The 13,035-nt window shown below is 51.4% G+C and carries 14 protein-coding genes; 7 read left to right on the forward strand and 7 right to left on the reverse strand.

Features of this window, described 5'->3' with window-relative positions:
* The first annotated feature begins 67 nt into the window (after positions 1 to 67).
* Positions 68 to 2,137, forward strand: coding sequence for a beta-galactosidase (locus tag BLQ82_RS28060; RefSeq protein WP_062520406.1), 2,070 nt, complete (start codon positions 68 to 70; stop codon positions 2,135 to 2,137).
* Positions 2,138 to 2,383: 246 nt separating this feature from the next.
* Here the strand turns inward: BLQ82_RS28060 and BLQ82_RS28065 are convergent, their stop codons facing one another.
* Positions 2,384 to 3,007: an NUDIX hydrolase gene (locus BLQ82_RS28065; RefSeq protein WP_062520408.1), complete on the reverse strand. Its 624-nt coding sequence runs from the start codon at positions 3,005 to 3,007 to the stop codon at positions 2,384 to 2,386.
* 108 nt (positions 3,008 to 3,115) lie between these two features.
* Between BLQ82_RS28065 and BLQ82_RS28070 the strand changes: the two genes are divergently transcribed.
* Positions 3,116 to 3,631: a hypothetical protein gene (locus BLQ82_RS28070; RefSeq protein ID WP_062520410.1), complete on the forward strand. Its 516-nt coding sequence runs from the start codon at positions 3,116 to 3,118 to the stop codon at positions 3,629 to 3,631.
* A gap of 179 nt (positions 3,632 to 3,810) precedes the next feature.
* Here BLQ82_RS28070 and kduD read toward each other — a convergent pair whose 3' ends face one another.
* From kduD to kduI, 3 genes are all read right to left on the reverse strand, one after another.
* The gene (gene kduD / locus BLQ82_RS28075) at positions 3,811 to 4,566 is read right to left on the reverse strand and encodes a 2-dehydro-3-deoxy-D-gluconate 5-dehydrogenase KduD (protein ID WP_062520412.1); all 756 of its coding nucleotides are present in this window, start codon (positions 4,564 to 4,566) and stop codon (positions 3,811 to 3,813) included.
* A gap of 63 nt (positions 4,567 to 4,629) precedes the next feature.
* Complete coding sequence (locus tag BLQ82_RS28080) at positions 4,630 to 5,385, reverse strand: DeoR/GlpR family DNA-binding transcription regulator (protein ID WP_062520414.1); 756 nt, start codon at positions 5,383 to 5,385, stop codon at positions 4,630 to 4,632.
* A 34-nt stretch (positions 5,386 to 5,419) separates the two neighbouring features.
* On the reverse strand, positions 5,420 to 6,253 hold the full coding sequence (gene kduI / locus BLQ82_RS28085) for a 5-dehydro-4-deoxy-D-glucuronate isomerase (RefSeq protein WP_062520415.1): 834 nt from the start codon (positions 6,251 to 6,253) through the stop codon (positions 5,420 to 5,422).
* Between the two features lie 212 nt (positions 6,254 to 6,465).
* Between kduI and BLQ82_RS31685 the strand changes: the two genes are divergently transcribed.
* From BLQ82_RS31685 to ybaK, 5 genes are all read left to right on the forward strand, one after another.
* On the forward strand, positions 6,466 to 6,867 hold the full coding sequence (locus tag BLQ82_RS31685) for a hypothetical protein (RefSeq protein ID WP_157243755.1): 402 nt from the start codon (positions 6,466 to 6,468) through the stop codon (positions 6,865 to 6,867).
* Between the two features lie 86 nt (positions 6,868 to 6,953).
* On the forward strand, positions 6,954 to 8,630 hold the full coding sequence (locus BLQ82_RS28095; RefSeq protein ID WP_062520419.1) for a hypothetical protein: 1,677 nt from the start codon (positions 6,954 to 6,956) through the stop codon (positions 8,628 to 8,630).
* A 468-nt stretch (positions 8,631 to 9,098) separates the two neighbouring features.
* Positions 9,099 to 9,617, forward strand: a complete 519-nt coding sequence (locus tag BLQ82_RS28100; RefSeq protein WP_062520421.1) for a YfiT family bacillithiol transferase — start codon at positions 9,099 to 9,101, stop codon at positions 9,615 to 9,617.
* Between the two features lie 141 nt (positions 9,618 to 9,758).
* Positions 9,759 to 10,010 (forward strand): YolD-like family protein, encoded by a 252-nt coding sequence (locus tag BLQ82_RS28105; protein WP_062520425.1) that lies wholly within the window; start codon positions 9,759 to 9,761, stop codon positions 10,008 to 10,010.
* A 40-nt stretch (positions 10,011 to 10,050) separates the two neighbouring features.
* On the forward strand, positions 10,051 to 10,524 hold the full coding sequence (gene ybaK / locus BLQ82_RS28110; protein WP_062520427.1) for a Cys-tRNA(Pro) deacylase: 474 nt from the start codon (positions 10,051 to 10,053) through the stop codon (positions 10,522 to 10,524).
* A gap of 113 nt (positions 10,525 to 10,637) precedes the next feature.
* Here ybaK and BLQ82_RS28115 read toward each other — a convergent pair whose 3' ends face one another.
* The 3 genes from BLQ82_RS28115 to BLQ82_RS28125 form a co-directional block, all read right to left on the reverse strand.
* Positions 10,638 to 11,474 carry a hypothetical protein gene (locus BLQ82_RS28115; RefSeq protein WP_143013582.1) on the reverse strand — a complete coding sequence of 279 codons (837 nt, stop codon included), beginning with the start codon at positions 11,472 to 11,474 and terminating at the stop codon, positions 10,638 to 10,640.
* Positions 11,441 to 12,016, reverse strand: a complete 576-nt coding sequence (locus tag BLQ82_RS28120; protein ID WP_062520431.1) for a C39 family peptidase — start codon at positions 12,014 to 12,016, stop codon at positions 11,441 to 11,443. The genes BLQ82_RS28115 and BLQ82_RS28120 overlap by 34 nt, the downstream gene beginning before the upstream one ends.
* A 254-nt stretch (positions 12,017 to 12,270) precedes the next feature.
* A complete protein-coding gene (locus BLQ82_RS28125; protein ID WP_062520433.1) occupies positions 12,271 to 13,017 on the reverse strand; it encodes a YdcF family protein in 747 nt (248 codons plus the stop codon).
* Between the last annotated feature and the right edge of the window lie 18 nt (positions 13,018 to 13,035).

The raw sequence follows: 13,035 nt of genomic DNA on the forward strand, positions 1-13,035 counted from the left end.
TCCTCGCTTACATCAGAGAATAATCCCATCTGTCCATGGACAACCAACCGAAAGGATGAACCTACCCATGAATATGAAATTACCCCCGGTCAGCAGCAAGATTCCAGTCATGCTGCATGGAGCCGATTATAATCCCGAGCAATGGCTGAAATATCCTGAAGTGCTGCGTGAGGATATCCGCATGATGAAGCTGGCTAAATGCAATGTAATATCTGTTGGCATCTTTTCCTGGGTATCGCTGGAGCCGGAGGAAGGCGTATTCACCTTCGATTGGCTGGACAGCGTTCTCGATTCCTTCGCCGAGAACGGGATTTATGCTTTTCTGGCTACCCCGAGCGGCGCGCGTCCGGCCTGGATGTCAGAGAAATATCCGGAAGTGCTGCGGGTAGAACGAAACCGTGTGCGCAATTTGCATGGTGTCCGGCACAACCACTGTTATACATCACCGGTGTACCGGCAGAAGACAGCCCTGCTGAACGGCAAGCTGGCAGAGCGTTATGCGGATCATCCGGCAGTTATTGGCTGGCATATCTCGAATGAGTACGGCGGCGAATGCCACTGTGACCTGTGCCAGGCCAAATTCAGGGAATGGCTGAAGGTGAAATACGACAACAGCCTGGATGAATTGAATCATGCCTGGTGGGCCACGTTCTGGAGCCATACGTACACTTCCTGGAATCAGGTGGAATCCCCGGCCCCGCACGGAGAAAACCAGGTTCACGGCCTTAACCTGGACTGGCGCCGCTTCGTAAGCGAGTCGACGATTAATTTTTGCCAGCACGAGATTGATTCCGTACGCGATTATAATCCTGAGCTGCCGGTAACGACCAATATGCACAATATTGACGGTGTGGATTACCGCAAGCTGGCCAAAATCCTGGACGTGGTTTCCTGGGATGCCTATCCGGCCTGGGGGTACACCGAAGATGATGACGATGCCCGGCTCGCGGCCTGGACGGCGATGCACCACGATATGTTCCGCACCTTCAAGCACAAGCCATTCCTGCTAATGGAGAGCACGCCCTCGCTTACGAACTGGCAGTCGGTCAGCAAGCTGAAACGGCCTGGCATGCATAAGCTGTCTTCGCTGCAGGCGGTTGCCCACGGCTCGGATTCTGTACAGTACTTCCAATGGCGCAAAAGCCGCGGCTCCAGCGAGAAATTCCACGGTGCCGTGATTGACCACAGCGGCCACGCCGAAACCCGTGTCTTCCGCGATGTTGCCGAAGTCGGGCGTACGCTCGCAGAGCTGCAAGACGTAGTAGGCACAACCACGCCTGTGCAGACCGCCATTATATATGATTGGGACAACCGTTGGGCAATTAAGGATGCGCAGGGTATCCGCAACTCCGGCCTGAAATATGAAGAAACGGTGCTTCAGCATTATCAGGCACTGTGGGAGCTGGGCATTCCGGTTGATATTATCGGTTCGGAGGAAGACTTCTCCGCCTACAAGCTGGTGATCGCACCCATGCTGTACCTGATTAGCGAAGACAACGGCAAACGGATTGAGAAGTATGTCGAACAGGGCGGAACCTTCCTGGGTACTTATTGGTCAGGTGTGGTCGGAGAGACGGATCTCTGCCATTTGGGCGGATTCCCTGGCCCTCTGCGCCGTACACTTGGCATTTGGGCTGAAGAGACGGAAGGCTTGCACAGCCGTGATCTGAACGGGCTGGTGATGAATTCCGGCAATGCCCTGAGTCTCGAAGGAGACTATGACGCCCATGAGATTGCCGAGCTGATCCACCTGGAAGGGGCAGAGGCGCTGGGCACATACCGTACAGACTTTTATGCCGGACAGCCTGCGCTGACAATGAACCGTCTGGGTGAAGGCCGTGCGTACCATCTCGCAACACGAGTGAAGGATGCGGGATTCTATGTGGGGCTGTACGCGGCGATTGCCAAAAAGGCAGGCATTGTCCGCACCTTGGACACGGAGCTGCCGGCGGGTGTCACGGCCCAATTGCGCACAGACGGTACAAACGATTATGTATTTGTGCAGAATTTCAGCGGCGTGGAGCAATCCGTAAAAATGGATGGCAGAGCGTACACTGATCTGGAGTCAGGCGAGGCTGTTCCAGCTGTGCTTACACTTCCGGTTCATGGCCTAGCTATCCTGAAGCGGACGCACTAAATATGCAGCTAAGCGGCGATTCTCTGCTATTGGAGAATCGCCGTTTTGCGCGTGTGTTAGCATTCGGTTAAATGTAACAAACCAGCGCAGGCTACGGTCAAGGTATGCTCAAGGTCCGCACTCTGTCCGTAATGATCGAAAGTGCTTTATGGATTTATCGATTCGGGAGTCTGCAGCTCAGGGCCCTGTCTTTTGAGCCGGAATATGCTTCTGTGCAGCCGGAGAACTGCCAGTCTACCAGCAGCGCTAACCGAAAGCCTTCTCGATCCCAGCAATAACCTGCAAATAATAGGCCGTATCATGAGGGACAAAATGAGTGAGGCCTACCGCCTCCTGAACGGCAATCCGCTCCCCGTTGTCTGTTACACGAAAGCCCGATACATCAAGCTGCTGCAGCCCGCCTTGCCAGAATTGACGGAAGGAAGCAAATTCTGCGCTGACAATTCCCGCAACTTCTTCCGGCTGGAGCCGGAATTGCTCCAAAGGGAAATGATTGCTGTACAGAAAAACATTCGCCCTTTCATTGTCAATCATCCCTTCGTTGACCATGGAATAAGGGATGACCCCCAGTGGAATCAGCTCGTCAAAAGCAAGCTGCACCCCCAGCTCTTCCTCTACTTCACGAAGGCCGTCCTTGACCGTCTCATTCGCAAGCAGATGTCCGGCGGCGGTAATGTCGAGCAGACCGGCATAATCCCGCTTGTCCTTGCTGCGCAGCTGGAGATAGATATAGAGCGAATCCTCGCGCTGTTCTACGAACCAGCAGTGAAAAGTTTCATGCCAATGTCCGTACCGGTGTACTTCATCACGCGGAGCGGTGCCGGTCACCTGGCCCTCAGCATCAAAAATAGTAAGAATTTCCTCTGTCATGTAGGTGCTCCTTTAAGTCTAGTTGTATTAAGCCTATCACACAAAAAAGCGGAACGCTCGGCAGGCGTTGTCCGAAAGGGTATAATATGGCATAGGAGGCGGATGAACATGCTCGTGGCTATGGAAAGAAAGGATTTCGATACCTATTGTGATGAAAGACTCGCTTGGGCTTGTATGGAGCCCATCTTTATGCCGATCCGCGGGAAATCTCCAGCTCTAAAAGCTGCGGCAATCAAGGAGCTGGGCAAGGGACAGAGAGCACTTTGCATGTTCCGTATCATGTATGATCACAGCTGCCACTCTCCGGCAGAGTTGTATGCTTGGAGCTCATACTTGCTGGACCAGCCGGGTTATTGGAGCGGAGTGCTGGAGGGGGTGCGTTTTTTTGCAGATGATGCGCTGCGGGAACTGCTCGAAGAGACACAGGAGAGGCTGGAGGCGAGAAACCGCAGGTTGGGATTGGAATGGGGTGATGCGGGACTGAGGGATCTCGAAACAGACCAGGATCTGCTGCAGATCATCACGGTCTTGTATGACCGTTTTCAGCGGATTATACCCAAAAGCCACGCCTTAATTGCTGAATATATCCGTGCCCACCCGGATGAATTCGTTGAATTCACCTGATGATGTCAGGCATCGGTGTTCGTTCAGAAACTGCAAAAAGGCTGCAGCGTCCATAGTGAGGACAGTGCAGCCTTCTTGGCTTGTAGTCAGGATTAGCAGCAGCTGCTTGCAGAGTAAGCCGATGTCTTTTTATAACACGCCCGCAGCCCGTTTGTATGTGTCTGTCTATATTCCCGGAATTATCTGGCGAGCCATCCGCCATCCACATTCAGAATGTGGCCGTTCAGGTAGTCGGAAGCTGCGGATGCCAGGAACACAGCAGGTCCTTTAACATCTTCAGCAGTTCCCCAGCGTCCCGCAGGAATACGGTCGAGGATCGAGTCGGAACGGTTCTGGTCGGCACGGATTGGAGCGGTGTTCTCAGTAGCCATATATCCGGGAGCGATGGCATTGATGTTCAGACCGGAGCCAGCCCATTCATTGGCAAAGGCTTTGGTCAGACCGGCTACGCCGTGCTTGCTCGCAGTATACCCGGGCACGTTGATCCCGCCCTGGTAGGAGAGCATAGAGCAGATGTTGATGATTTTACCGTTGCCTCTTTCCAGGAAGTGGCGGCCGGCGATTTGCGACAGCAGGAACACCGTGTTCAGGTTCAGGTTGATGACATCGAACCAGTCTTTTTCGCTGTGGTCTTTGGCTGGAGTACGGCGGATCATGCCTGCGCAGTTGACAAGAATGTCTATTTTCCCGGTAAAAGCTACAGCTTCGTCGAACATTCCTTGAAGCTTGGTGTGATCGCTCAAATCGCCTGCGATGCTGAGTGCTTTTACGCCAAAGGCTTTGGCTGCGGCTACTGTTTCGTCACTTGCATTGAGGGAAGCGGAGATCACGTCTGCGCCCGCTTCTGCGAAAGCAAGCGCAATCCCTTGTCCAAGACCTTGGGCAGCCCCGGTTACGATTGCTGTTTTGCCTGCCAAACTGAATAAAGATGACATATATTATTCTCTCCTTTTATACACATTGGTGAGCATCTTGCGATGCTTCGATGGATACTGAATCTACCCGCATTCGATGTTGACACCTGCACTCCGAAACTGCTCTACAGACTCTTGGGCAAGGCCGCTGTCGGTAAGCAGTACGTCAACTTCCTGCAGTGAAGCGAACGTGCGCAGCGCAGTATGCCCGAATTTGTGATGGTCGCAAACGGCGAACACTGTGCGGGCAGTGGATACCAAGGCTTGCTTGAAATCGATAAAATCTCCGGTGTAAATCGACAGCCCGTGTTCAATATGAACGGCTGTAGCCGACAGAAAGGCTTTTTCTATATTAAGCTTTTGGACATAGGAGACAGCTTCAGGGCCAGCCAGCATATTGCGTACACGGTAGCCTCCGGGGACGACAAGACGAATACGGTCTTTCTGAACCAGTTCGCTGATGATGTACACATCATTGGTGATCACCGTCAGCGGGATGTTGTCCAGCCTCCGGGCAATTTCAAGCGTGGTGCTGCCGCCGTCCAGAGCAATAATATCATCCTCGGCAATATGGGCCAGCGCCAGCTGCGCAATCTCCGTTTTTTCATCGGAATATTTATCCAGAGGGTTCTTGGAGGGCAAGATGCCGAACTGGTCGCTCTGGGCCAGCACGGCTCCGCCGTGGACACGCATAATCAGTCCCTGTTCCTCCAGCTTGCTTAAGTCCTCGCGGATGGTTTTTCCAGTCACCTGGAGCTTGTCGCTCAGCTCATTCACCGTTACATCCTTCTGGTTGAGCAAAACTTCCATAATCATCTCGTGCCGCCGTATCGGGTTCATCCGCCTGCCTCATCTTTCCGTAGTTGTTTTTGTTCTATTGTAATTCTTTCATGCCTACGGGGTCCATATCATCATAACGTTTGTTGTCGCCGGCCATGCTCCAGATAAAGGTGTAGTTATGCGTACCCACACCGCTGTGGATGGACCAGCTTGGGGAAATTACGGCCTGTTCATTGTGCATTACGATGTGACGGGTCTCAGTAGGCTCGCCCATGAGATGGAATACAATGGAATCGTCCGGAAGATCGAAATAGAAGTAGGCTTCCATCCGGCGCGGGTGAGTATGGGAAGGCATTGTATTCCACATGCTGCCCGGTTTCAGCTGGGTCATCCCCATAACAAGCTGTGCGCTTTGTACGCCACCTGCATGAATGAAGCGGTGAATAGTACGTTCATTGGAGTTCTCCAAGCCGCCCATTGCGCCGGATTCGGATTCAGCCAGCGTTGTTTTGGTGGTAGGGTAGGACTGATGTGCAGGAGCCGAGTTCAGGTAGAACTTCGCAGGCTTGGCGCTGTCGGCGCTTTTGAAAATAACATCTTTGGCGCCCTGTCCTACATACAGACATTCTTTGAAATCTATTTCATATTCAGTTCCGTCTACAACAACCGAACCTTTGCCTCCGACATTGATCACACCCAGTTCACGGCGTTCCAGGAAGTAAGTAACCCCCAGCTCTTTCAGGTCAGTAGTGAGCACGACATCCTTATTCACCGGATTAGCGCCGCCTACGATCATACGGTCTTCATGGGTCAGGACAAGCTTCAGTTCATCCGGAGCAAAAATGACAGGGATATGGAACTCCTTGCGCAAACGCGCGGTGTCAAATTGCTTAACTTCGTTGGGATGGGATGCGAAACGTCTTTCCATTGAATATTCAATCTCCTTCGCAAACAAATTTTCGTTCGTATAGGTACAATTTAATCCATATACGTTTATTTGGCAAGAGATAATCTTTTTTAGTACGTTTATTTTAGTGCATTTATCGGGTTGGGATATTGCCATATGAACTGAAAGCGTGCACAATAGAACTGGAATAAGAATGAATTTCCAATTGGAGCACCAATTGTTGCGGACTAGGCGTGAACAGGGCAGGCAGTGCAGACCCGTCAGGTAAGTTTCTGGCAGCAGGGGCGGGTGTGTATGGGAGGCGGGCCCGCTGCGGCGGGATCGCCAGAATCAAGGGTAGAAATACCCTTGAAATAGCCCGCTGCGGCGGGATCACCGGAATCAAGGGTAAAAATACCCTTGAAATAGCCCGCTGCGGCGGAATCGCCAGAATCAAGGGTAAAAATACCCTTGAAATGGCCCGCTGCGGCGGAATCGCCGGAATCAAGGGTAGAAATACCCTTGAAATGGCCCGGAGCGGCGGGATCGCCGGAATCAAGGGTAAAAATACCCTTGAAATAGCCCGCTGCGCCGGAATCGCCGGAATCAAGGGTAAAAATACCCTTGAACCGGCCCGCTGCGGCGGCCTCGCGTAAATCAAGGGTAAAAATACCCTTGAACCGGCCCGGTGCAGCGGGCCATAACAGATTTAGAATATAAAAACTGGTGGAGGGGAACGGAAGTGGGAGAATTACAAGCTGGGGCGGGTACATATCAGGCTCGCCAGAACGAAATTATCTATAATATCGCAATCGAGGCAGAACGCCTCCCGCTGCTGGACAGCGGGCTGTGGTTCCATGATGATGTGCGCAACAACTTTTATTATGCTTCTTATCTTTTTGCTGCGGCAGTGGAGCCAGGCTTTGAGCTGCCTTTTGACCGGGAGGCGGCGAAACACAAAGCGGAGGCAGTCCTGCTGGAAACGGTGCTGCTGCAGAACCGGCAGCCTGGCACCCGGTTATACGGGCATTGGCCGCTGGGCCTGAATCCGCTGCCGCGCGAGGCAGCGCCGCATGAGCTGCCGGTGGAGATCATGGGCAGCCTGATGGTCTGGTTCTGCAAGCATTACGGAAGCAGGCTGAATGCCGGATTGCGGATTGCTTTTCATACAGCGATCGGGCATATTTACCGGAGCGGCTTCTACCGTAAGCCGGTGGTTCATTTTGGTCATCATGAGGCCAAATACACAGCGGCGAAGCTGATCTTCGGCAAGCTGTTCGACGATGAGGAGCTGCTGGCAGACGGGCGGAAAAGCCTGGAGAATACACTGGCGTATATCCGGGAGAAGGGAATGCCGGAATACGGCAGTCTGCCGTGGTTCTGGCACTGGGTGCAGGCATTCACCTGCGCATGGGAGCTGGAGGAAGACAGCGGGCTGAAGAATACGCTAGCTGAAATGCTGGATTATCTGTGGAAGGAGCGGGGCCAGTTTTATCTGCAGGGAGCCTGGGCGGGCGCGTTTTCCCGGGGCTGGCCGCATGATGTTCCGGCGGATGGCAACGTGCTGCATGACTATGTGCAATTTGGGGATTTCAAGCTGCCGCAAGCCATGCCCCGCACCGAGTATGCCGGATTCCTGTTCTATGAAGCGCCGGGGCAGGTGCGGGCGGCAGCGCTGAACCGGCAGGCCCCAGTGGAGGTCACCAAGATTACGCAAAAAGTCGTTCCCGACGATCCGAACCCGCAGCCGCTGCTTCATTCGTATGCGTATATTACGGAGAGCTTCGCAGCAGGAGGACTATGGGAGCGTGTAGAGGAGTTCGACAACGAGCAGCTGCGTTGGGCTTTTTCACTGCCAGTGTCTCCTGAATATGCCGTGAACCGGCTGTATTTCTTTCATCCCGGTCAAGGCTATCAGGAAGGCGATCCCCGGCATCAGAGCCGTTATATGGAGGTGCTGTATCACCAGGGCATTGTCCTGGCCTTGTTCCCAGTGCCGGAGGGTGAAGCGGACACGATTGTGGGGGTGCTGCCCAATGGCCAGTGGATGAAGCAACCCGCAGCGCTGTTCGGCAAGGCAGGGGAGGTCTATTTTGCCGTATATCTGTCCCATAACTATCAGCTCAAAGAGCGGGAGGGGTACCTCGAAGTGTCTGCGAACGGGAAGCGGAGCGGAGTGGTTGTGGAGGCCATCAGCGTTAAAGAAGCTGCGGAGCGGGGGACCGGTGATCTTGCGGCGTTTGCGGCAGAACGGGCAGCTCAAGCTCCATCTTTTGAAGCAGGAGCCGCAATGGCAGTTCGATATAACTCCATCAAGGGAGACCACTTGCAATTAAGCACAGATGGTCTTACTGCAACAAAAGCTCTGCTGAACGGCAGTCCCATCTCATTAGATCATTATACGGTTAGCGGCAGCTAGATGAGCTGATCTTATGCGTTAGGTGATTTCTGAAAAGTTAAAAGATCCCGCAGGCACCTCGATAGCCTCCGCGGGTTCTTTGGCGTCGCTGCCGTCAAGGCCGGATTTAATTTCAAATCCTTGGAATCTTATATGGGACTGTATGCAGCGGGAAGTGACTCCACTGAGGATCATTTACGGTGCATACGGTGCCATCGGTTATAGTGTAAAGCACCTCGCCCCGCTGAGTCCGGCATACTCCCCCGATTTGCCAATAGACTGGTTATCCTTTACAGCAACAACCGCTGTGTTTGAACGCCATTACTAGCATCCGGTGGACAAAGCATGGGCAAGGCTGACGGATAATGTGCTGCAGGCTTAAATAACATTTAAGGTGTGAAGGTATTAGAGGAATTGTTGAGAATTATATATTTTAGCGACTCATTTAGTCAGCCGCAAAAAACAAGGATGTTTAGGGGGATTAAGTAGATGGATATGAAATACCCAATTGGCACTTTTCAATTTGACGATGAAATTACTAGCAGTGTTACTAATGTATGGATCAATGAGATTGAAGATTTACCAAGATTATTACGTGATGCTGTAAAAGACCTAGATAATGAACAGCTTGAAACAGCTTACCGTTCCGGAGGATGGACTGTTCGCCAAGTCATACATCATCTTGCAGATAGTCATATGAATGCCTACATCCGCTTTAAATTGGCTCTAACAGAAGAAAATCCGATAATTAAACCATATGACGAAACGAAATGGGCAGAACTAACAGATTATAAATTGCCAATTGATACTTCACTTTTACTCCTCGAAACCTTGCACAAACGCTGGACTAACCTTTTACGTGGTCTAACTCCTGCTGATATGGAAAAGACATTTATTCATCCAGAATCAGGTGAAGTTTCAATAGGTAAAAATATTGGAATATATGCTTGGCACGGTAAGCATCATCTTGCACATATTACTTCTCTGTGTAATCGTATGGGCTGGTAAAAATTTTGTGAACAAATACACTTAAATAAACAGGAATGAGTCTGTCTGGAAGCTGGAGCTGCTGTGGTTGACGGGGAGGTGCCAAAGAGATAACCTAGATGATAACACATGGAAACAGACTTAACTTATTGGAGGAATAGCGTGGCAAAAGCGAAAGTGGCCAAACGGCCGACAAGAGATGAATTTGTGCTGGAGGAAATCGGCAATCAATTGACAGAAGCGATGCAGGAGGCTTCCGAGATTTTGTTGACCGTCTGGGGCAAAGAGGAGCAGGTGCGGGGAACGATCGTCGGCATGGACCCGCGTACCGGCAAGGTGCATGTGAGCTGGGGCGAGGAGCTTATCAAGGTTCCTTTTATGGACATTATGGCCATGGATTTCCCGAGAGATTAACAGAGCAAGCAGATAGAGCTGGCTGAAAGGTCGATGAAGGATGCAATTCACCAAAACCAATGCGATGCGGATTCTGGATACCCAAAAAATCGCTTACGAGATTCATGTGTATGACCATGAGGACGGACAGATTCATGGAACAGCGGTAGCTGAGAAAGTGGGGCTGCCGCCGGAAACGGTCTTTAAGACGCTTGTTGCGCATAGCGGGGCGAACCTGTATGTGTTTGTCATTCCGGTGGCGGAAGAGCTGGATCTAAAAAAAGCCGCCAAAGCGGCGGGAGAGAAGAAGATCGAGATGCTTCCGGTAAAGGATCTGCTGAAATGGACCGGCTACGTGCGCGGCGGCTGTTCTCCTGTAGGAATGAAGAAGCTTTATCCTACCTTTATTGACAGCAGTGCCGGGGCTCTTGCAACAATGGCTGTCAGCGGAGGCAAGATTGGCATGCAGATGGAGCTGGCACCGGAGCAGCTTGCCGGGGTTGTGCATGCCGGGTTCTGCGAGCTGGTTAAATAGGGAATGCGCGTGTCAAAATGCTCCGCCTGATCGTTTCAGAGCGGCAATGTTTTCGGGAAGAAATCATTATAAGAAAGGCCGCTTTCCAATGAAGGAAGGCGGCCTGATTCTTTTTACATATGCTCAGGCCGCTTCCGTCTTCTGAGGTAGGCCCAAATCAAGAATACGGCTGCTAGAGCAATGATAGCGCTAATGATGATAGACTTTGTTAGCTGATTATCGTCATCTGCATAATACGCGGAGGCGATGGTTCCCGACCCGTCCTTCCCGTCATCGGAAGTGTCATTCTGCATCGTCTGCAGCACATCAATCAATCGTTCCGGGGTTTGAGGATCCGGGTTACTGGTTAACCCTTTTGAATCTGTGGATGAGGCCGGTTGTGGAGCAATGATGAATTCCTGATTGCCTTTCTTGAATGCGGCTATATATTCGTCCCGCTCACGGATCAGTGTAGGCTCAGTCACTTCACCCACAACTTGTAGAGAGTGAACCGCATAGGCCAAAGTATTAGGATTCCCTCCAAATTCAGTAACTTGATAAGACCCGTTTGCATCCTTTTGAATGACCATTTTAGATTTGGGTAACCCGTTCAATAAAACAAGAAACTCCCAGTTCTCTTGAGGCGTGAGCGTTTCAAGCAGACTATCGGAAGCCGCTCTAAGCTTACCGCCATCAATAAAATGAATCTGCATTCCTTCGCCTATGGTAATTTCATTAATCTCCGCTTCATTGGCATAACCGTATCCTTCAGGGTCCTTGGACAGCCCTTCTTTAATCAAGGCTAATCCTTCTGTATTCGCAAAAGAAACAACATCTTCAGCTACGGCCCGAGCGGACGCAGGTGTGAACAAAGTCAGAAACAACAAGAATGATGATACAGTTAACAGCAGTGTTTTTTTAATGGGAAGCCCTCCTCTTAAATATATTTGCTGAAGCCATGAAGTCCCCATCTCCAGCTTCTATCGTAGCTTGGCCCGCCTTTAAAGCTGGTGTATACCATGGAGGTTTTTATGCCCCCGCCCGGGTCCATATGCTGAATCCAGTCATTGCCGCCATATGTGTCATACCCATAGATCACTACTGCATGCCCGCCGCTGGTAGAAGTATTCCATTTCCAGCTTACGTATACCGGGCTGCCAAGATTATCAATCTGGTTTTTGACATCACTATACGATAGCGCTCCAGTATGATTCCAGCTGGAGACTCCATAGCTATGAATGCCTGCTTGAACAGTTCCATAGGTTTCACTCTCATTTGTTGCACACCCGGAGGTGCCCTTCACATGATCATAAAAAGAACATTGGCTTACGGAGATTCCGTAATACTGAAGAATGGAAACACCAGCCGCAGCCCAGCACCAATTACTCTTAGCCTGTGCCGCTGCAGGGTAACCTGTTAGATTGGTCGCATACGCCTGGGAAACAATAGAAAAAAGAAAGACTGAAACAAAGGTTCCAACAAGCGTCAATCTTTTTATTGAATATGATTGCATAAAATGCATCTACTCCTTTAAATGGAATAAAATACCTTTTAGAGTCATTTGAAGTATACTGTATATATACTTATATGTAAATATTTTTAATTTTTTATATTTCTGCAATAGTCCTGGCGTGAATTCAATCAGTTGGAGCAGTCATTCCTACTTGGGTTCAAAAAAACAGCGGCAGTCTGTAGACATTACTTTCCTGTCCATGACTGCCGCTGTTTCTATATTGGAGTCTCATATTCTCTTGTTTTCTCCGGACATCAGAAGCGGGCGGCAAGCAGGCCGAGGTATTCCTTAAGTGCCGTTCCGGTATTATTCATTGCACCTGGAGAAGGCGTAAACATGGCCGGATACAGGTCGTTTCCCCGGCTAGCCGTGTAATCCGTTGGATAGGCAAGCGGTGCCAGTCCGTTATCCTTGAAAAAGGCCATGGCCCGGGGCATGTGAAAGGCCGAGGTAACCAGAATGGGGTGGCGAAGCCCCTTGCTGTTCATCATGGATGCGGTATTGACGGCATTCTGCTCGGTATTCAGCGACCGGTTCTCGGCCAGAATATCGCTCCCGGGAACACCAAGGCCGATCAGCTGCCGCTTGGCGATATCCGCTTCGTTGCCGCTGTCGGGAAAGACCTGGCCGCCGGAGAACAGGATCGGCAGTCCGGTCTGGCGGTACAGCCGCACTGCGGTCAGCAGCCGGTTGGCCGCCGAGCCGTACAAATTGCCTTCCCCGTCAATGTCCGGGGTTCCGGAGGTGGCTCCTCCCCCCAGTACGACTATTACATCGCCCTGCAGCAGCTCAGGCTTATCATACTGCCGCTCTAATCCGCCCATCAGCAGCTTGCTGATCCATGGAGTCATGGAGAGATAGAGCAGGAGAGTAACGCCAAGCAGAGCCAGGGCCGGGCGGCGGCTTCGCCGCCACAGCCAGACCGCCAGCCCCAGCAGCAGGATGACGAAAAGTCCGGGAGGCAGCACGAAGCTGTACACAAATTTTATGAAATAGATCATCAGGTTCACCTCGTTATG

The organism is Paenibacillus jilunlii (assembly GCF_900102965.1).
Taxonomy (GTDB): domain Bacteria; phylum Bacillota; class Bacilli; order Paenibacillales; family Paenibacillaceae; genus Paenibacillus_AQ; species Paenibacillus_AQ jilunlii.

Coding starts and splice junctions, on each gene's coding strand:
- BLQ82_RS28100 (WP_062520421.1), top strand. CDS start 9,099: ATGGATATGAAATACCCAATTGGCACTTTTCAATTTGACGATGAAATT.
- BLQ82_RS28120 (WP_062520431.1), bottom strand. CDS start 12,016: ATGCAATCATATTCAATAAAAAGATTGACGCTTGTTGGAACCTTTGTT.
- BLQ82_RS28060 (WP_062520406.1), top strand. CDS start 68: ATGAATATGAAATTACCCCCGGTCAGCAGCAAGATTCCAGTCATGCTG.
- BLQ82_RS28070 (WP_062520410.1), top strand. CDS start 3,116: ATGCTCGTGGCTATGGAAAGAAAGGATTTCGATACCTATTGTGATGAA.
- BLQ82_RS28125 (WP_062520433.1), bottom strand. CDS start 13,017: ATGATCTATTTCATAAAATTTGTGTACAGCTTCGTGCTGCCTCCCGGA.
- BLQ82_RS28065 (WP_062520408.1), bottom strand. CDS start 3,007: ATGACAGAGGAAATTCTTACTATTTTTGATGCTGAGGGCCAGGTGACC.
- ybaK (WP_062520427.1), top strand. CDS start 10,051: ATGCAATTCACCAAAACCAATGCGATGCGGATTCTGGATACCCAAAAA.
- BLQ82_RS28080 (WP_062520414.1), bottom strand. CDS start 5,385: ATGAACCCGATACGGCGGCACGAGATGATTATGGAAGTTTTGCTCAAC.
- BLQ82_RS28115 (WP_143013582.1), bottom strand. CDS start 11,474: ATGGGGACTTCATGGCTTCAGCAAATATATTTAAGAGGAGGGCTTCCC.
- kduI (WP_062520415.1), bottom strand. CDS start 6,253: ATGGAAAGACGTTTCGCATCCCATCCCAACGAAGTTAAGCAATTTGAC.
- kduD (WP_062520412.1), bottom strand. CDS start 4,566: ATGTCATCTTTATTCAGTTTGGCAGGCAAAACAGCAATCGTAACCGGG.